Source organism: Acinetobacter kanungonis, from assembly GCF_009939195.1.
Classification (GTDB): Bacteria; Pseudomonadota; Gammaproteobacteria; order Pseudomonadales; family Moraxellaceae; genus Acinetobacter; species Acinetobacter kanungonis.
Genome location: NZ_JAACKC010000005.1, coordinates 135086 through 154374, shown reverse-complemented (window position 1 = coordinate 154374; position 19289 = coordinate 135086). Strand labels below are relative to the sequence as shown.

Sequence of the window (19289 nt, the reverse complement as noted above, 5' to 3'; positions counted from 1 at the left end):
AGCTAAGAAAATACGCAATAATTTGTTAATGCTATCTGTGGAATAACTCTTTGTTTATTTTTATATTGGGTGAAATCAGCTTGATCTGAATGAATACAAATCAAGCTTCTTTTATTTTAAATTTAACCTGCACAGCCACAATCTAAGCTGGTGCCTGCTTGCGCATTTTCACCCGCTGTTTGGTAGCCATCTCGTTTCCACCAATCCAAACCGCCGATAAGCTCTTTGACTTGAAAGCCCAAAGTCGCCATTTTAAGAGCAGTCTTAGTCGAAGCATTACAACCAATTCCATCACAATAAGTAACATACAATACGGACTGATCTAAATGTGCTAAGGATTCAGCGGTAATTCCACGGTGTGGAATATTAATGGCATTGGGTATGTGCTCATGCGCGTATGCCGTTGTACTTCGACCATCGACTACCACTATATTCTGCCCCTGATTTATTGCTTCGAATAAATCCCAAGAGTCCATTTCATAATTCAGTTTGGCTTGATAAAACTCTAATTGTGTCATCATGGCTTCCTACTTTTCACTTATATTTTTTCCAAAAAATTCTATCACTATTTGTTCATTGAAGATTCTAAATTACCTATATGTTTTTAGTACCAAGCCGAATAAGTTTAACAATAGCTTATTCACGAAGATCAGAAGCAATAGCTTAAGTAACGTCTCAAATGCATGACAATATCTGATCAAATTGAAAAAAAACTTTTCAATTTGGAAAAAAATAGAAAAATGGAGTTCATCTTATAAATTTATTTACCCATTTTGATTCTCAATAATAGTGAAAAGTTCAATAGTTTAAGCATAAAAAGATGCACCTTAATGAAGATCTTTTAAGAAACAATGAACTTTTCCTTATAATTTTATTGAGTATTTTCTATGCAAACGACAGATACCGTTTTGATGGTAAGACCTGCGACTTTTTATGGTAATCCGCAAACGTTACAAACTAATTCTTTTCAAAAAAAATGTGAAAAAGATGCTTTGGTAACTCAACAAGCTCAACATGCATTTGATGAATATCACGATGTGCTGCTACGTGCAGGTGTTAATGTTTTAGTAATTCAGGATGCTGAAATTCATGAAACACCTGATTCTATTTTTCCTAATAACTGGATCAGCACCTCTACAGATGCCACGATATTTACTTTTCCAATGGAAGCTTTAAATCGTCGTCGTGAACGACGCCCTGAAATATTGAAGGCGTTACATCAGCAATTTATCTGTAATAAACACATAGACTTATCTCCATACGAAAATCAGGGAATGTATTTTGAAGGTACAGGTGTCTTAATTTTAGAACACGAATATCGTCAAGCTTTTGTTTGTCGCTCATCACGTAGTGCAACATTGGTGGGGGAGGAATTCGCAAAATTGGCAGGCTATGATCTGTTTTGGTTTGATGCGGTTGACCGTACTGGCAATGCCATTTATCACACAAATGTCATGATGAGTGTAGGCAAACGCTTTGCTGTTGTTTGCCTTGAATCTGTGAAAAATAATGAAGAACGCCACGATTTAATTAGCCATTTGGAACGCTGCGGCAAAATGATCATTGATGTTAGTTATAGCCAAATGGAAAATTTCACCTGTAATATCTTAGAGTTAAAGAACAAGAACAATCAACCTGTGTACGCAATGTCTCAACGCGCATGGCAAGCCTTTACACCAGAACAGCAACATCAATTATCCAATTATGCACATATTGCTTTAGCACCTATCGATGTCATTGAAGATTTAGGCGGAGGTGGAGCACGCTGCATGCTGGCTGAAATTTTCCTAACACATCAGACAGCCGATTAACCAAACACAAATTATTAAGATGGCAGCATTCAATACAGTGATTTTAGGAAGTAAATCATTGAGTACTTAATCGCATTTATTATTGGTAAGGGGATGAAATGGAAATCAAATCATCAGATATGACTGTAGTATCTACAGAACAAGAAGTTCATTTACAGAAGAAACTCGAAAACCGTCACATTCAATTAATTGCAATTGGTGGAGCGATTGGAACAGGCTTATTTATGGGATCGGGTAAGACCATTCATTTATCAGGCTCATCCATCATTCTCACCTATACGATAGTCGGCTTTTTTATGTTTATCGTCATGAGAGCCTTGGGAGAGTTACTACTTTCCAATACAAACTATCGTTCATTTGCAGATTTCACAGGTGAATATTTAGGGAATTGGACAGGTTTTTTTATTGGATGGACATATTGGCTCAGTTGGGTTGTTGCCTGTATTGGCGATGTCGTAGTGATAGGCGGATATTTTCAATTTTGGTTTCCAGACATTCCTTTATGGGTCCCCGCATTTTCAGCTTTAACCTTGTTGATTCTGCTCAATGCATTGTCCGTTAAAGCATTTGGCGAAGCCGAATTCTGGTTTGCAATCATTAAGGTTTGTGCCATTGTCCTATTAATTATGGTTGGCTTCTGGATGATTTTTACTGGCTTTAAATCTCCAAATGGCGTACAAGCATCCTTTCACCATGTGATTGAATCTGGAACTATTTTTCCAAATGGAGCACTGGGTTTTATTGCGGGTTTTCAAATTGCTATTTTTTCGTTTATCGGCATTGAGCTGGTCGGTGTAACCGCAGCAGAAACTAAAAATCCTGAACGGAATTTACCTCGAGCCATCAATTCGATTCCGATCCGCATTATGCTGTTTTACGTGCTGTCACTGGTTTGTATTATTTCCGTGACCTCTTGGCATTATATTGCGCCTGATAAAAGTCCATTTGTCGAACTCTTTACACTTTCAGGATTGCCCGCAGCTGCAGCAGTCATCAATTTTGTGGTATTAACTTCTGCATTTTCATCCGCGAATAGTGGTGTTTTCTCCACGAGCCGAATGTTATTTGGCTTAGCTTGGAAGAAACAAGCACCTCAAACTTTTAAAGTATTATCCAAAGCCAATATTCCATTAAGAGGATTGATTATTTCTGGATTTTGTATGTTTTCAGGAGCTGTACTTTTAATTTTTATTCCTAATGTTATGACTTTATTTACCTTATTATCGACACTGTCAGCAATCTTGCTCATTTTTATTTGGTCGTTAATTATTTTGGCGTACTTAGCATATCGCAAGAAACGTCCAGACTTACATTTAAGTTCAATATACAAAATGCCTGCAGGCAAGGTGCTTTCTTGGATGTGTCTGATTTTCTTTGGTTTTGTCTTAATTGCTATTTGTCTTAAACAAGATACGCGTGTCGGACTGTATCTCGCTCCATTTTGGTTTGCTTGGTTAGCGATTGCCTATTTCTATAAAGATAAAATGAATGACTATATTTCAAAAAAATGGTCATAAGTTTTTAAATTTAATGTAAGAATAAATGGGAGTATTCGAAAATTAACTTAGAACGCTTTTAACCTTTAATGCAAATTCTAGGTAGGAAGTATGAATATAACCTACCTAGAAAATATTTAGAAAATTATATGCTTATCATTAGCTTATAAAAATTGCTCACAAAAAAGCTATAACTAAGTCTTAAACGTTGACAGCAAAATACTGGTTTCGCTGTTATATATTCCTGAAATACAACGAATTCTCTCTAAAACCTTATCAAAGTTTTCCAGTGAATCTGCTTGAATCTCGACCAAAATATCCCATTTTCCATTGGTTTTATGCAACCGCTCAACTGCGGAATCTAGGCGTAATTCACTAATCACAGAACGGGCTTTTGTGCCTTCCACCATAATACTCATCCATGCACGGATAATATTTCGATCAACATCTGGACGATAGCGTACGGTATATCCCGTGATAATTCCCGCCGACTCCATATAATCAATTCGACTTTTAATGGTTGGTCGAGATACTCCAGCTTTTTCTGCCAAATCCGTGACAGACATTCGAGCATTTTCTTTAAGCAAACCTAGAATGATTTGATCAATTTCACTCATTTTGCATCCTGCAATTGTCAATTTGGAAAAAAATAATTCATTTTAAAAAAAAGTACAAATTTTTTTACTCATTTTGATTTTGAATAATATAGAAATGCGCTAGGCCTGCGGAAGACTCAGTTTATTTCAAAACTTAAATCCGCATGGGATTCATTCAAGATGAAGTTGATGATCATCTTTCTACGAAGATTCCTAACGCCATGGAAGCTCAAATTGTTAAGGGAAAAATCGATGACCTCAGCTTATAACCATCATGTACAAACGATGATTAAACATCATTTTGCCCTATCTTGGATTTTATTCGGTCTTACAGGATCCGAAACAAATTCTAGTTTTCTATAACAATCCAGCTTCACAGAATTTAGGTGCATTGCACAAAGATATTAGGACTTTTCTTTGGCGATTTTGACAACGCGTTAAAGATAAACAAATTTGGACATATTGAAGAGGAAGCAAAATGAATAACGTCACCGTGAATCGTGCAAATTTTAATGATTGGATGGTTCCAGTTTTTGCACCAGCAAATTTCATCTTGGTTCGTGGTCAAGGCTCTCAAGTTTGGGATCAAAATGACAAACAATATATCGATTTCGCAGGTGGTATTGCCGTAAATGCACTTGGTCACGCACACCCAGTGGCTGTGCAAGCGATGACTGAACAGGCAACTCAACTTTGGCACATTGGCAATGGTTATACCAATGAACCCGTTCTACGTTTAGCAAAACAGTTAGTTGAAAATACATTTGCAGACAAAGTCTTCTTTTGTAACTCAGGTGCAGAAGCCAATGAAGCGGCATTAAAACTTGCACGTAAGGTTGGTTTACTCAGTGGAAATCCGCAGAAAAACCAAATTGTTGCGTTTAAAAATGCCTTTCACGGTCGTACCTTGTTCACCGTAACTGCAGGTGGTCAGCCAAAGTACTCTCAAGATTTCGCACCATTACCAGAAGGTATTCAGCATACGGCGTTTAATGACTTAGAGCAGGCAAAAGCAGTCATCAATGAAAATACCTGTGCGGTGATTGTTGAGCCGATTCAAGGTGAAGGTGGTGTATTACCCGCTGACTTAGAGTTTTTAAAAGGCTTACGCCAACTCTGTGATGAACATGGCGCAGTGCTTATTTTTGATGAAGTACAAACGGGCGTGGGTCGTACAGGTTCATTGTATGCCTACATGAATACAGGGGTTACTCCTGACATTTTAACCACGGCTAAAGCATTGGGCGGTGGTTTCCCGATTGGTGCAATGATTACCACAGACAAATACGCAAACATGTATGCGGTAGGTGATCATGGGACAACATATGGCGGCAACCCATTGGCGTGTGCGGTAGCAAATGCGGTGTTTGAATTCATCAATACAGCAGAAGTTCTAGAAGGCGTTAAGCAACGTTTTGATCATTTTGTCAGTGGTCTCAACAAAATCAATGCCAAATTTAATGTATTTGAGCAAATCCGTGGTCAAGGCTTACTGATTGGCTGTGTGCTTAAAGCTGAACACGCAGGTCAAGCCAAAACCATTGTGAACTTGGCTGGTGAAGAAGGCTTACTAGCACTGGTTGCAGGTCCAAACGTCGTTCGTTTCACACCGTCACTGATTATTCCATTTGAAGATATCGATGAAGGGCTACGCCGTTTTGAACAAGCCCTAGAAAAATTTGCTCAAGAATTGAAGGAGTGTGCATAAATGATGATTATCCGTTATATCCGCGAAGACGATATCAATGATATTTACCAACTTGCTGAAAAAGCAGGCTATGGACTGACATCATTACAGCCAAACTTGGAAATTTTGGCGGCAAAATTGAAACGTGCTTGCGATACCGTGCGCGGTAAACTAAGCAAAGCAGATCAAGGTTATTTCTTTGTTCTGGAAGATACCAGTATTAACAAGGTGGTGGGACTTTGCGGTATTGAAGTTGCACTGGGCTTAAGTGAGCCTTGGTACAACTTCCATGTGGGTACTCAGGTTCATTCTTCAAAAAATTTAAATGTGTATAAAGCGCATCAAACTTTGTTTTTGAGTAATGACCATACCACGTGCAGTGAATTGTGTACCTTGTTCCTTGACCCAGATTATCGTAAAGATATGAACGGAAAATTCCTGTCAAAAATCCGTTTCTTGTTTATTGCGGCATTTAGACATCTTTTTGAAAAGCGCATCGTCGCAGAAATGCGTGGTTATTCAGATGATGTTGGCAATTCACCATTCTGGGATGCTGTCGGACATAAATTCTTCGACATGGAATTTAGAAAGGCAGATTATCTGAGTGGTACAGGGCAGAAGTCATTTATTGCTGAATTGATGCCACGTTATCCGATTTACGTCGATATGTTGCCTGCGGCAGCAAAAGAAGTGATTGGTAAAGTGCATCCAAATACCTTACCAGCCTATAAATTATTGTTGGGTGAAGGTTTACGTTTCCAAGGTTATGTCGACATTTTTGATGGTGGTGCAACCTTAGAAGCAGATGTTGAAAACTTACGTTCAATTAAAGAAAGCTTGGTTCTTCAAGTTGCGATTGTTGAAACAGCAACTTTGAATGAAGCAGAACCTTATCTCATTTCAAACGATCATTACCAAGAGTTCCGCGGAATTTTGGTTCAGCATGATCCAAAGCAAAAAACCATTCAGTTGACTCAAGCACAGGCTGCACAACTTAAAGTGGCGCAAGGTGATGTTGTCCGTGTTTTGTCTCTCAATCCAAAAGAGCACAAAGCATGATTCAGGGTAAGCAATTCATCAACGGGCAATGGTGTGATGGGGATGGTACAGACTGGATCAAAACCGATCCAGTCAGCAACCAAGCACTTTGGACGGCACATGAAGCCAATTCAGCCGATGTAGAAAAAGCCACGCTAGCAGCGCGTGGAGCTTTTCCTGCATGGGCGAAGCGTCCAATCGAACAGCGCATCGAGACAATTGAACGTTTTGCAGCATTGCTTGAGCAAAATAAAAAGCATCTGGCAGAAGTCATTAGCCAAGAAACCAGCAAACCACTTTGGGAAACACTCACGGAAGTACAGTCCATGATTGCCAAAGTGGCAATTTCTGTGCGTGCTTATCATCAAAGAACGGGTGCTAGCGAAACCGTGATGGCAGATGGTGTGGCATCTTTGCGCCATCGTCCACATGGCGTTTTGGCAATCTTTGGTCCGTATAATTTTCCAGGTCATTTACCGAATGGACATATCGTTCCTGCCTTAATTGCTGGAAATACCATTGTATTTAAGCCAAGTGAACTCACGCCGTGGACCGCAGAAGAAACGGTAAAACTATGGCAACAAGCGGGTTTACCTGAGGGTGTGTTGAATCTGGTACAAGGTGGACGTCAAACAGGTGAAGCACTGGCGGCTTCAGCTCAAATTGATGGGTTGCTTTTCACAGGCAGTGCCAATACAGGCTATCACTTGCATAAACAAATGGCGGGTAGTCCAGAGAAAATTCTCGCTTTAGAAATGGGTGGTAATAACGCACTCATTATTGATGAAGTGACTGACCTTGATGCCGTAGTGCATTTAGCGATTCAATCTGCCTTTGTTTCAGCAGGACAACGTTGTACCTGTGCACGACGCATTTTGGTAAAAGAAGGTGCCAATGGCGATGCCTTTGTTCAACGTTTCGTTGAAGCAGCGAGCAAGCTGGTGATTGGTACTTGGAATGCTGAACCTCAACCGTTTATGGGTGGGGTGATTTCATCTCATGCAGCAGATCAGATTCTTATGGCACAAGCTAATCTTGTTTCTTTGGGTGCAAAAACACTGTTAGCAATGACACGTCCACAGAAGGAAAGTTCATTGCTGACTGCTGGCATTCTGGATGTCACTAATGTTGATGTTCCTGATGAAGAATATTTCGGACCATTAACGACTATCTGCCGTTATAAAGACTTCGATGCAGCATTAAACATCGCAAACAATACCCGTTTTGGTTTATCGGTTGGTTTGGTTTCACCAGATCGGGATCTGTTTGAACGTCTGTTAATTGAGGCGCGTGCAGGAATCGTGAACTGGAACAAGCCTTTGACAGGTGCATCGAGTGCTGCACCATTTGGTGGTGTAGGGGCTTCAGGCAATCATCGTGCAAGTGCATTTTATGCAGCTGATTATTGTGCTTGGCCAATGGCTTCACTGGAAAGTGACAAGGTGGTTTTGCCTGAGAAACTTTCACCTGGTATTTGTTTATAAATATTTGAGCATTTGAATGCTCAAATATCTTCAGAATTGGATTGATGGCGATTATTTTAAAGCCATCAATTATTAAAATAAAACACACTAGACTAATGGATAATTGCAACCTTTTTCTGCATATTTTTTAGCTAAACGTTTATTTTAAGCTAAACAAGTGTTCTTAAATTAAGCAAAAATAAAATGCAATTAAACCTAAAAGTTTTAAGTGTGCTGTATGATCCACGCTTTTATTATTTCGGCTAAATATAGTACTGAAAAGCGACTGTTTGGATTAAATCTTTGGCATTCATTTCACCTTCTTATTGGAGTGATTATTGAGTTTTAAATAAAACTTATTTGAGCAATCCCTTTAATAAAGCAGTCAGGCAAGACTTAAAACAAACAATATAAATGGATTTTATTCAGACCTATTTAAATTAACGACGGTTATTAATTTAAATCATTGAGATTATTCATTATGTAAGTTGAGTCGGCATTAAAGGGCTTGTAACAAGTGTTTAAATTGGAGTAGACAACTACATGAGTACGGAAAAGGGAAAGCCATTTCTAGAGGGAGATCTTCTTGGTAGTCAGCATATGACTGAGCAAGAAGAAGAAAAATTGCAACGCTCATTAACCAATCGTCATATTCAGATGATTGCTATTGGCGGTGCAATTGGCACAGGTTTATTTATGGGGTCTGGTAAAACACTGAGTGTTTCTGGGACTTCAATTATCCTCACATATTTAATTATTGGTTTTTTCTTCTTCTTCGTCATGCGTGCGATGGGGGAATTGCTTCTTGCAAATACCAACTTTAAAACGTTTGCCGATTTTGCAACGGCTTATTTAGGTCCTTGGGCGGGATTCTTTCTAGGTTGGTCCTATTGGTGTAACTGGATTATTACGGCAATTGCTGACGTCATTGTTATTGGTGGATACATGCAATTCTGGTATCCAGACATGCCCGTATGGATTCCTGCATTTGCATCGCTCGCCATACTCACCATCTTGAACTTTGTCGCCGTCAGGATATTCGGTGAACTCGAGTTCTGGTTCTCCTTAATTAAAATTACCGCCATTATTCTATTTATTGTTGCAGGTCTTTATTTAATTAGTACCAGCTTTGTGTCGCCAAATGGTGTGACTGCATCTTTCTCACATGTTTTTGAAAGCGGCTCAATGTTCCCATATGGTTTAACTGGTTTCTTGGCAGGTTTCCAAATCGCAATTTTTGCCTTTGTTGGTATTGAATTGGTGGGTACAACTGCGGCAGAAACTAAAGATCCTCATAAATCACTACCGAAAGCCATCAACTCAATTCCATTACGTATTTTGTTGTTCTATGTAGGCTCTCTGATCTGTATTATTGCTGTGACTTCTTGGGCACAGGTTTCTCCAGAAAAGAGTCCATATGTAGAAATGTTTACCCATGTGGGATTACCAATTGCTGCGGGCTTAATTAACTTCGTTGTCGCCACTTCAGCATTATCCTCTGCGAACAGTGGTATTTTCGCGACCAGTCGTATGTTATACGGTTTGTCTTTAGAAAATGATGCACCGAAAAGTTTTAGTAAGTTATCAAAAAGTAAAGTTCCAATCCGTGGTTTAGTGTTTTCTATGGTGTGTGTAACACTTGGAACCTCAATTTTATTTATTGTTCCAAATGTCATGACAGCATTTACCATTATCTCTGCACTGACTTCAATTTTATGTATTTTTACCTTTATGTTAATTGTACTTTCTTACATTGCATATCGTAAAAAGGATCCTGAATTACATCAGCAATCTAACTATAAAATGCCGGGCGGATTATTTATGGCATGGTTCACCCTGTTATTCCTGGCATTCACTATTGTTATTTTAGCATTTGATCACGATACATTGGTGGCGCTGGTGCTTTCTCCAATTTGGTTTATTGGTCTATTTATTGGTTATCGTTATAAAAAGAAAAAATTATTACAACTTAGCCTATTAGATCAGAGTAAAGCAGATTACGTTTAATCCCTGTATTAAACTTAATTTTAAATAGCTAGGATGCATTCATTCTGGCTATTTTATTTTTATGTATTAGAAATATATTAAATAGTTGAAAAGTAAACATTCACACAAAAATAAGGATAAATTTCAATAAGATTTGTTTTATTTAAAATTATTTCAGCGCTTTTTTTTTCGGAAAAAAAAGCTTAGAGTATCTCTATAACAAAAATCTTCTCACGGATTAAGGGGAGTCATAAAATGAAAAATATGTATATAACAATCAGTGCTTTATGCTTCTTCAGTCTTACATCAGCTCTGACACAAGCTGCGACGCCATCCGAACTTGCAGAACTGAATAATATTTCGATAAATGCCAAGGACAGTGCATCAGAAAATTCAAAAGAACAATATCCGACCAATACCTCCATGCTGTCTAGTGCAGCTTTGTCTATAGCTTCAATTTCTGCATTAGCCCAATACGCAGATAGCTCGAATAAAAAGAATGAAAGCCTACAAATTCCACCAGAAATAAAAAATCTGGAAGAAACTAAAGCAAACTCTGCAACATCTGTATTCAAGCGTTATAACTATCAATTAACGGGGCGTTCTGCTGACTATAGTTCTAAAACCAACTATTGGTGGAATTCAAGCAATTCGAGTTGTATTGCAACGGTCACTTACAATGGTCGTATCAACACCATTAATAAAGTGAGTTCATCTGATTGTGAGTAATTTCATACCATTATAAAAGGATGTACCGAATGAATAAAAAGTTGAGTCGTACATGTCTGATCCTTTTGGCATTGTGTAGTTTCAATACGGCACATGCTATCGATGCTAAATACAGAACCAAGTTAGAGCAGTCGGGTTGTACCCAAATGTCTGAAATGATGGGCTGTGATATTAATAAAACGAAAGCTGAGAATGAAAAAGCTGGTTTTGGTGCAGATTCTTATCCTATGCATCATCATGCTTATGCAGGGCAATGGGTGGCAAAAAATGCCAGTACAGGACAAACCGTTGCCACCATACGGGTAGATAACGATGAAAATGTCTGGGTGAATGGCAAAAAAGTTACCGCCAAAAGAAGTGATGGTGGATTAGTCTTTAAGCAAGGGTTTATTCAATATCGGCTAGAAGGCAACTTAATGCATGGGAATGCAGGCTCTTGGTATGATTCTGATGCTCAAACCACAGGTCCAATTAAGTTGGAATAAAGACAGTATGTATTCATTTTTATTCAAAAAAAGAAAGCCAGATTCTTGAATCTGGCTTTCTTTATATCACTCGGCTTACTTTAATGCTTAATATTTCCAGAACATGTCCTGAATTTGCTTGGCATCATTGGTTTTAGTCAGTGCCAATGCCGTTAAAATTCGGGCTTTTTGTGGATTTAAGTCATGTGCTGCAATCCAGCCATATTTGTCATCTGGTTGTTCCGCATTACGAATCACAAAACCTTGAGCCACACGTGACGAACGTACAATCTGAATGCCTTGCTCATCATGCAGTTTTCTTACTTCAGGCACTAGGTAATTCGCCATAGAACCATTGCCTGTACCCGCATGAATAATCGCTTTTACACCAGCTTTGGCAAATGCTTGGTAAGCATCTGGCATCATATTGTCAGAACCATAAACAATCTGCACACTTGGTAACGCATCACCCTGAATTTTCTCAATATTAAATTCAGAGTTATTGGTGTTTTTCTTCACAGAACTTCTGAACCAATAAGGTTTTCCTTCAACTAAAGTCCCCAAAGCACCCCATTGGCTAACAAAAGCACTGGTATGAATATTAATCCCTTTGGTCACATCACGTGCCGCAAAAATAGAATCATTCATCAAGACCATAACGCCTCTATTTTTTGCCTCATCTGAAGAAGCAAGTGCAACCGCGCTATACAGGTTTAATGGACCATCCGCAGATAGGGCAGTTGAAGGGCGCATAGAGCCAACCAATACAATTGGCTTCTCTGTATGTACTACTAAATTCAGGAAAAATGCTGTCTCTTCCATGGTGTCTGTACCGTGGGTAATGACAACACCGTTTACAGAAGGTTTCTTCACTAAATCATTAACTTGACGCGCCAAAGACAACAACTCTTTGTCGGTAATGCTTTCAGATGCAACTTGAAGTGCCTGAATACCCGTCACATTTGCCAGCTCATTAACTTGTGGTACAGCCTTAATCAGTGCATCCACTGGAACTTTAGCTGCGCTATAGGTTGCACTGTTGGTCGAGCTTGCACCCGCGCCAGCAATCGTTCCACCTGTAGCAACCACAACCACATTATTTTTTGCATATAGCGCCATAGAAGATGCGAGGAGAGTAAGTGCCAAGCCGCATGTTTGGAGAGTTTTATTTATCATTAACCAGATCCTAGTTCTTTAAATTCCATAAACAACAATGTTTGATTCCTACAAACATTGGCAATATTTAAGAATCTTTGCAGCTAAGCGTCATTGGCATTTTGTATTAATTCTTAATAATCCCTATGCATTTTTTGCATGAAAAAATACTTTTTTGCATTGTTATTTTTTATAGATATTGGTTAGATTCTGCCAACACCCCTAGGTCAAATAGATATTTGGCGTAGAAGGAAGAAAATCAAAACATCTTATAAAATAATAAGATGTTTTTATGGATTTTAGGGTATTAAAAGGAAATTTTATATGGATCAGAAAAAACTATTAAAATTTATTCTCGTCGCCATGGTGTCTGGAATATTAATTGGTTGGCTTTTTCATAGTAATTTGAGTCCTACTCAAGCTGAAAATATCGCGTCATATTTCAAGATTCTTACAGATATATTCTTAAGATTAATTAAAATGATTATTGCGCCATTGGTATTCGCGACCATCGTTTCTGGTCTGATTTCCATGGGCAAATCATCATCTTTAGGTTCAATCACACTCAAGGCTATGAGTTGGTTTATTGGTGCTTCTCTCATCTCATTATTATTGGGTATGGGTATGGCCAATTTCTTCCAACCAGGCGTAGGAATGAATCTCCCAATTCCTACAGCACCTGTAGATGTAGGCGTAAGTGCGGCTAATCTCAGCATACAAACCTTTATTACGCATATCTTCCCAAAAAGCTTTGCTGAAGCGATGGCGAATAATGAAATCTTACAGATTCTTATTTTCTCGATCTTCTTTGGTTCTGCATTAGCATATGTTCATCATCAGCAAGATGAAGGCACTGTTATTGCTAAAATTATTGATGAATTGTGTCGTATCATGTTCCGTATTACGGACTATGTCATGACATTTTCACCAATTGCTGTATTTGCTGCAATTGCATCGGCAATTACCGTAAAAGGCCCACAAATCATTCTCGACTATAGTGTTTTTATTGGCGAGTTTTATGCAAGCTTGATCATTCTTTGGGTCATTATTATCAGTGTCGGTTATATCTTTCTTAAAAAGGATGTCTTCCGTTTACTTAAAACTGTACGTGAACCTGTCGCTTTAGGCTTTGCCACTGCAAGTAGTGAATCTGCGTATCCAAAGTTAATGGCAGCCTTAGAAAAGTTTGGTGTACCTAAACGCATTACCAGCTTTGTGTTACCTCTCGGTTATTCATTTAACTTAGACGGTTCAATGATTTACATGTCATTTGCAGTGCTGTTCATTGCACAGGCCTATAACATTGAACTGAGCGTTTCTCAACAAATCTTGATGTTATTGACCTTGATGATTACTAGTAAAGGTATTGCAGGGGTATCACGTGCATCATTGGTAGTGATTGCGGCAACATTGGCAATGTTCAAATTACCAGAAGCAGGTATTCTGTTGATTCTTGCAGTTGACCATTTCTTAGATATGGGACGCACAGCAACCAATATTATTGGTAACAGTATCGCAACGGCTGTCGTTGCAAAAACTGAAGGTCATAAAGTTGAGGCTGAAGAAGCTGAATCCGCTTTGGTTCAACCATTAATTCCAAATGACCAGACCACGTATCGTAATTGATCCAAGCTGAATTTCAATTAAAAAACACCGTGAAAGCGGTGTTTTTTTATTTTTGCTTTCTTGAATAAAACACAACAAGGCTCATTATTTCTTCTTGTTATAAAAAAACACCAGTAACACCAGAATGATCAGCAAGATCACAGTAATTATTATTGTTTCCATGGCATGACCTATCTAAAGTAGATTTACTCTAATTTTAACATAGGCTTATAACTTTGAAATGACTCTAGCTATCGGCTGGGGGTTTATTTATATGACTGCTGGATGCTGTTCCAGATGTAATTCGAATAAAAAATATAATCTATTGAATTATATTAAATTATAGATAAAAATAGCACACCCATCATATTGAAGGCTCAATCGCAAAAATTGCTATTATTCATACAATATAGGCTTCTTTTTTGCATGTAGAATTGGTAAATTGGGATAGTTAAGTTGATCACATAATAATCGCAGAGTGAGAGTTATCTTGATAAATATCACAAGGAATGGTGATGTCATGTTCAGTCAACTTAATGTCTAATGTAATTTCAACCGAACAGTAAAATTTTAGTCCATGACTTAGGATATTCCTTATGTCACAATTTCTCATCATAGCCAAAAAGTCTGGCGTAGATGTGTACTATGGCACACGTCATGGTAAGCGGACGATATTGGGTTCTCTACCAGAATGGTTAGAGCAGCTCAGTGCAGGGGATTGTTATTACACGGAACAACGGGCGAAAGAGCTGGTGGTATTACTCGAAGCACACTACAAAGACTCAGCGCTGATTACAGATATTTCAATTAAAGCGATTGAATTAGTTCTATAGCGAAAAACCCTTCTATTCTTCTTTTCAGTTTCTAATTCTCAGCTGATTTACTCTGGAGTTATCTTTTATATTTTTTAAATATTTTTCTCAAAAGTATTCTTTATGAGTCAGCTTAAACACAAAGAATGTCCAAGATCCGATCAATATTTCAGCACTAAAGATCTAAAATGCAATCGACTGGATTACATTTTAGATCAACCCAACAAAACTATTAGACTGTATATCGTTTACTTAAGCCCCAATCTGCCAAAATTCGACGATACATGGTAGAAGAACGGTCTGCTTCAAAATGGGCTTCCATAGTTAAATCCAACGGCAGCTCTTCAGGCTTTTGGGATTCCACCATGTCCTGATCTTCTGCAAAAATTTGTGCATTAAAATCATAGACCTCTTGTAAATCGCCTGTGGTATCGAAGTTACGCGTTAAGGGCACAAACAGTCGGGTTTTATTATGGGATACAGGACAGCAGGCATTTAAAATTTTCAGTAGACCTTGGTTTGGAAACTCAATGCTCAAAATAGCTGAGAATGGTGGATAGATATCAAAAACACGTTTCCATAAAAATCCTTCTGGCGCCAAATGTTGTAGCCCATGCGGATAATTGCTGACATCACTGATATATTCAGTTTGTAAACCATAATCGGTTTTTACTGTGCTGTATTTAGGCACGACAGGGTTTTCACGACTGGCAAATGCCTCATGATGTACCCATGCAAAATGTGCAACATCAATAAAGCCTTCCAGTTGACGACCACTAGAACCATTAATGTCGACATAAGGTGGCAAAATAGACTGATGTTCTGCGGTATCCCACGTATCCAGTACCGGAAAGTTGGCTGTATTCGGGTCGCGGTTTTGAATGCTGGTCCAGATTAAGCCATATTTTTCCACCACGGGGAATTTGGTCAGACTAAAGCGATCAGAAATTCTGGTTAATTCGGGTTGCGCAGGAATCTTGCTACATTTACCTTCCGCGTTATAGCGCAAGCCATGATAAGGACAAATAATCTCTTCACCCTCAACCCAACCTTTGGTTAATGGCACACCACGATGCGGGCAAATATCACGAACCAGATGAATTTGACCAGATTCGGTTTTGTACAATGCCATTTTAATGTCAAGTAAGGTCACTTGCTGCGGTTGCTGCGAGACGTCTTGAATCCGTGCAATCGGATACCAATGCTGTGAAAGAATGTCCCAATCCTGATCTTCAAACTGACTGAAACATGGTTTATTAACTAAATTGATCACGGGGATGGCATTCATGCTGATTTTTCCTAAAAGTTCTTAAATTTGAATTTCAATGTAATTACAATGCAATTTCTAAAACGGCAGATTTGGCTCGCGAACAACACAAAGCGACATATTGCTCGGCGGCATTTTTTTCATTTTCGGTTTGTACGGTATCCTGATGATCAACTTCCCCATGATAAACACGTGTTAAGCAAGCGCCACACATGCCCATTTCACAGGAAACGGGTACAGCAATATTTTGCTCTATCAAAGTTTGTGCAATGCTCTTGTTCGCGGGGACCTCAAAACTTTGTCCAGTCGATCGAAGAATGACCCTGAACTCTGCCGATGCTGGATTTGTCTCTAGAGATTTAGATTGGCTTGGAGCAAAAGCTTCCTGTTGTATCTGATCTGCTGACCAGCCCAATTGCATGGCTTGCAGCTGACAATGTTGCATGAAGGCTTCTGGACCACATAAATACAGTTGTGTATGGGGATTCGCTTGGTGACATATTTCAGGTAGACCATGACGAACACTTTGCTCACGATTACTGAATAAAAGATGGCATCGTCCATGTTTGAAACCTTTCTGCCAACGTTTTTTAAACGCGACATCTTCTAAATCTTTTACATAGTAAAAAAGCTCGAAAGGCGTTTGCTGCGCGTCTAACTGTTCTGCAAAAGCCAACAAAGGCGTAATACCAATGCCAGCAGCCAAAAGGATATAACGCTGTGCGGCAACCAAGGGAAAGGCATTCCGTGGCAATGAAATATTCAGGGTTTGCCCAACTCTTAATTGTTCATGTACATAACGTGAACCACCTCTGGACTGTTGTTCCTTCTTTACACAAATGAGATATTCATTTTGCTCATTGGGGCAACCCGTTAAAGAATATTGACGGATCAACTGATTTGGTAAGAACAGATCAATATGATCACCTGCTTGCCAAGCGGGAAGCGTTTCTTGACCCGCAGGAACAAGGGTCACGGCAAGATTGTTTTTTCCTTGCCGTGAAAGACCATCGACGACCACAGAAAGTTGTTTCATATCATTGTTCCATATACTTCAATTATTGTTGATTCACATTCACTGGCTGAAAAACAGATGGGTTTTAAACCAAGAAAAACTCACCAAAACCTGCTTTTTTCAAACTACGACGCAGCATGATGGAACTCCGATCGGCTGGAATATGCGCTTCAATTGTCAAATCTAAGGGCAGTCGTTCAGGCTTTTGTGTTTCCACCATCAAACGGTCTTCTTCAAAAATTTTTAAGTTGTATTCAATAATGTCTTCGACCTTGTCATTCAAATCGAAGTTTTTCACAATCGGTGCAAACAGACGGGTTTCTTTGGCTGAAACGGGTGAAGCAGCATTCATAATCACCATTTTTGCACCATTACGCAGGTGAATACTTAAGGTTGCAGTAAAGGGCACATGCACTTCAAAGTGACGTAGAATTTTAAAATCTGGCTCCTTTTTAAAGTCATCACTGGCTGGATAGTCACCAACCGTGCTCCAATAATCTGCTGTAAATCCATAATCGGTTTCTTGCGTTGCATAGTCTGGAACCAGTTGATTGTTCGGGTCTGCAAAAGTTCCTGTATGTACCCATGCAAAATGCGCGACATCAATAAATCCTTCCACCTGACGACCTGCAAAAGCGTGAATATCGACAGGTGGACATACGACTTGCTGTACATCTGTTTCATCCCAAAGTGGCATGTGCGGAATCGTTTCATGTTCTGGTGCTAAACACGTCCAGACCAAGCCATAACGAACTTCTGAAGGATAAGTAAAAAGATTTAACTTGGCTGGAATTGCTTGATTTGGACTGGAAGGAATGCGATTGCAGTGACCATGAGCACCAAAACGTAAGCCATGATATGGACACACAACACCTTCACCATCATGTCGCCCTAGAGAAAGTGGCACCCCACGATGTGGGCAAACATCTTTCGCAACCACAATTTGGTTATCTACCCGATAAATCACCAAAGGCTCATCCAACAATGTAGCTTTGACAGGCGCAGCCTGAATATCCTCTACACGCGCAACGGGATACCAATACTTTGCCAGTAACATCCAGTCTTGTGCTGTAAAAGAACAATGTTCAGGGAAATGTAAATTTAAGGTTGAAATAGGAGCATTCATGTTGTTTCAAGTCATAATCTATCTTTGTCTTTACTTTGATTTGCTTTTTGTGTTCTGTCTATTACAATGATTTGAAGACATCATTCTTTTTTTTAGAACACAAATGAGCGTACCCTTTTCAAGATTCAGTGAATATTTCCTTGTCGTGGCTAAATCAGGCAATCTGAGAAAAGCTGCCGACCAACTGTTTATTTCAGCTTCAGCAGTACATCGACAAATTGCACTGGCAGAAGAAGAGCTTGGCGTCTTGCTGTTTGAGCGTTTACCCAATGGACTGAAATTGACCCTTGCTGGAGAATTGCTTTATGCAGATTTACTGCGTTGGCAGAAAGAATTTAAACAGACCTGTGTACGTTTTGATGAAATACAGGGACTGAAACGAGGTTCGATTGAATTTGGACTGATTGCAGCGTTAAGCGAAGGGTTTGTGATTGATGCTTTGACCTCATTACAAACCGACTATCCTTGGCTGACTTTTAATATTCATACCAATGGCAGTGATGAGATTGTCGAAAAAATTATCAATACTGAAATTGATTTTGGACTCATTCTGGATCCGATTTTAAATGCTCAACTGGAAGTCTTATCCTTTATCGAAATTCCACTCGGTTTTGTGATGAGTCCAGAACATCCTCTCGCTAAAAATAAAAAGCTCAACCTATCAGACACCATCGAATACCGACATATCATTGCGGATCGACCACTCGTCATCCATGAACGGGTCATGGCAATTTATAAAAAACAGAGTTTTATCCCTGCTTTTGAGACATCAACCAACGATATCCATTTAATGATCTCAATGCTGAAACGCAACATGGGTATTTCAATCATGAGTTATCTTGATGTTTATTCTGCTGTGAAAAATCAAGATCTGGTTTTCATTCCAATTGTAGATCGAGCGGTACAGCCGCTAACCTTGGCACTTTGTGCAGGTTCACGCCGCCAACTTTCTAGAATATCCAAAGTCCTGATACAGAGCTTGATGCAAAACATGGAAAGTATAAAAGCAGATTTTTAATCATTTGCTCTGTAAAAGGGG

The 19289-nt window shown here is 39.0% G+C and carries 17 protein-coding genes; 11 read left to right on the top strand and 6 right to left on the bottom strand.

Annotation, left to right across the window (positions count from 1 at the left end):
- Positions 1 to 122 precede the first annotated feature (122 nt).
- Positions 123 to 521 carry a rhodanese-like domain-containing protein gene (locus GWK51_RS11590; RefSeq protein ID WP_216071762.1) on the bottom strand — a complete coding sequence of 133 codons (399 nt, stop codon included), beginning with the start codon at positions 519 to 521 and terminating at the stop codon, positions 123 to 125.
- 366 nt (positions 522 to 887) lie between these two features.
- Here GWK51_RS11590 and ctlX point away from each other — a divergent pair, with 366 nt between their 5' ends.
- Both ctlX and GWK51_RS11580 read left to right on the top strand, forming a co-directional pair.
- On the top strand, positions 888 to 1811 hold the full coding sequence (gene ctlX, locus GWK51_RS11585; protein ID WP_161933819.1) for a citrulline utilization hydrolase CtlX: 924 nt from the start codon (positions 888 to 890) through the stop codon (positions 1809 to 1811).
- Positions 1812 to 1909: 98 nt separating this feature from the next.
- Positions 1910 to 3328: an amino acid permease gene (locus GWK51_RS11580; protein WP_100240788.1), complete on the top strand. Its 1419-nt coding sequence runs from the start codon at positions 1910 to 1912 to the stop codon at positions 3326 to 3328.
- A gap of 173 nt (positions 3329 to 3501) precedes the next feature.
- Here GWK51_RS11580 and GWK51_RS11575 read toward each other — a convergent pair whose 3' ends face one another.
- Positions 3502 to 3924 (bottom strand): Lrp/AsnC family transcriptional regulator, encoded by a 423-nt coding sequence (locus GWK51_RS11575; protein ID WP_100240787.1) that lies wholly within the window; start codon positions 3922 to 3924, stop codon positions 3502 to 3504.
- A gap of 457 nt (positions 3925 to 4381) precedes the next feature.
- Here GWK51_RS11575 and GWK51_RS11570 point away from each other — a divergent pair, with 457 nt between their 5' ends.
- The 6 genes from GWK51_RS11570 to GWK51_RS11545 all read left to right on the top strand — a co-directional run bounded on the left by GWK51_RS11570 (position 4382) and on the right by GWK51_RS11545 (position 11291).
- Positions 4382 to 5611, top strand: coding sequence for an aspartate aminotransferase family protein (locus GWK51_RS11570; RefSeq protein WP_161933818.1), 1230 nt, complete (start codon positions 4382 to 4384; stop codon positions 5609 to 5611).
- Positions 5612 to 6649: an arginine N-succinyltransferase gene (gene astA, locus GWK51_RS11565; RefSeq protein WP_161933817.1), complete on the top strand. Its 1038-nt coding sequence runs from the start codon at positions 5612 to 5614 to the stop codon at positions 6647 to 6649. It abuts the gene before it with no gap.
- On the top strand, positions 6646 to 8112 hold the full coding sequence (astD, locus tag GWK51_RS11560) for a succinylglutamate-semialdehyde dehydrogenase (RefSeq protein ID WP_161933816.1): 1467 nt from the start codon (positions 6646 to 6648) through the stop codon (positions 8110 to 8112). Before astA ends, astD begins: the two co-directional genes overlap by 4 nt.
- Positions 8113 to 8634: 522 nt before the next feature.
- Positions 8635 to 10098, top strand: a complete 1464-nt coding sequence (locus GWK51_RS11555; protein ID WP_216071761.1) for an amino acid permease — start codon at positions 8635 to 8637, stop codon at positions 10096 to 10098.
- A 234-nt stretch (positions 10099 to 10332) separates the two neighbouring features.
- On the top strand, positions 10333 to 10806 hold the full coding sequence (locus GWK51_RS11550; RefSeq protein ID WP_161933815.1) for a hypothetical protein: 474 nt from the start codon (positions 10333 to 10335) through the stop codon (positions 10804 to 10806).
- A gap of 29 nt (positions 10807 to 10835) precedes the next feature.
- A complete protein-coding gene (locus GWK51_RS11545; RefSeq protein WP_100240781.1) occupies positions 10836 to 11291 on the top strand; it encodes a hypothetical protein in 456 nt (151 codons plus the stop codon).
- 87 nt (positions 11292 to 11378) lie between these two features.
- Here the strand turns inward: GWK51_RS11545 and GWK51_RS11540 are convergent, their stop codons facing one another.
- Positions 11379 to 12446 (bottom strand): asparaginase, encoded by a 1068-nt coding sequence (locus GWK51_RS11540; protein WP_161933814.1) that lies wholly within the window; start codon positions 12444 to 12446, stop codon positions 11379 to 11381.
- Positions 12447 to 12749: 303 nt separating this feature from the next.
- Here GWK51_RS11540 and GWK51_RS11535 point away from each other — a divergent pair, with 303 nt between their 5' ends.
- A complete protein-coding gene (locus tag GWK51_RS11535; RefSeq protein WP_100240779.1) occupies positions 12750 to 14051 on the top strand; it encodes a dicarboxylate/amino acid:cation symporter in 1302 nt (433 codons plus the stop codon).
- Positions 14052 to 14626: 575 nt separating this feature from the next.
- Positions 14627 to 14863: a hypothetical protein gene (locus GWK51_RS11530; protein ID WP_142768770.1), complete on the top strand. Its 237-nt coding sequence runs from the start codon at positions 14627 to 14629 to the stop codon at positions 14861 to 14863.
- 211 nt (positions 14864 to 15074) lie between these two features.
- On the opposite strand, the gene GWK51_RS11525 is transcribed toward GWK51_RS11530, so the two are convergent.
- The 3 genes from GWK51_RS11525 to GWK51_RS11515 form a co-directional block, all read right to left on the bottom strand.
- Positions 15075 to 16130 carry an aromatic ring-hydroxylating oxygenase subunit alpha gene (locus GWK51_RS11525; protein ID WP_161933813.1) on the bottom strand — a complete coding sequence of 352 codons (1056 nt, stop codon included), beginning with the start codon at positions 16128 to 16130 and terminating at the stop codon, positions 15075 to 15077.
- A gap of 43 nt (positions 16131 to 16173) precedes the next feature.
- Positions 16174 to 17145 (bottom strand): PDR/VanB family oxidoreductase, encoded by a 972-nt coding sequence (locus GWK51_RS11520; protein ID WP_161933812.1) that lies wholly within the window; start codon positions 17143 to 17145, stop codon positions 16174 to 16176.
- Between the two features lie 64 nt (positions 17146 to 17209).
- Positions 17210 to 18250, bottom strand: a complete 1041-nt coding sequence (locus tag GWK51_RS11515; protein ID WP_161933811.1) for an aromatic ring-hydroxylating oxygenase subunit alpha — start codon at positions 18248 to 18250, stop codon at positions 17210 to 17212.
- A gap of 103 nt (positions 18251 to 18353) precedes the next feature.
- Here GWK51_RS11515 and GWK51_RS11510 point away from each other — a divergent pair, with 103 nt between their 5' ends.
- A complete protein-coding gene (locus GWK51_RS11510) occupies positions 18354 to 19268 on the top strand; it encodes a LysR family transcriptional regulator (RefSeq protein ID WP_161933810.1) in 915 nt (304 codons plus the stop codon).
- Positions 19269 to 19289 lie beyond the last annotated feature (21 nt).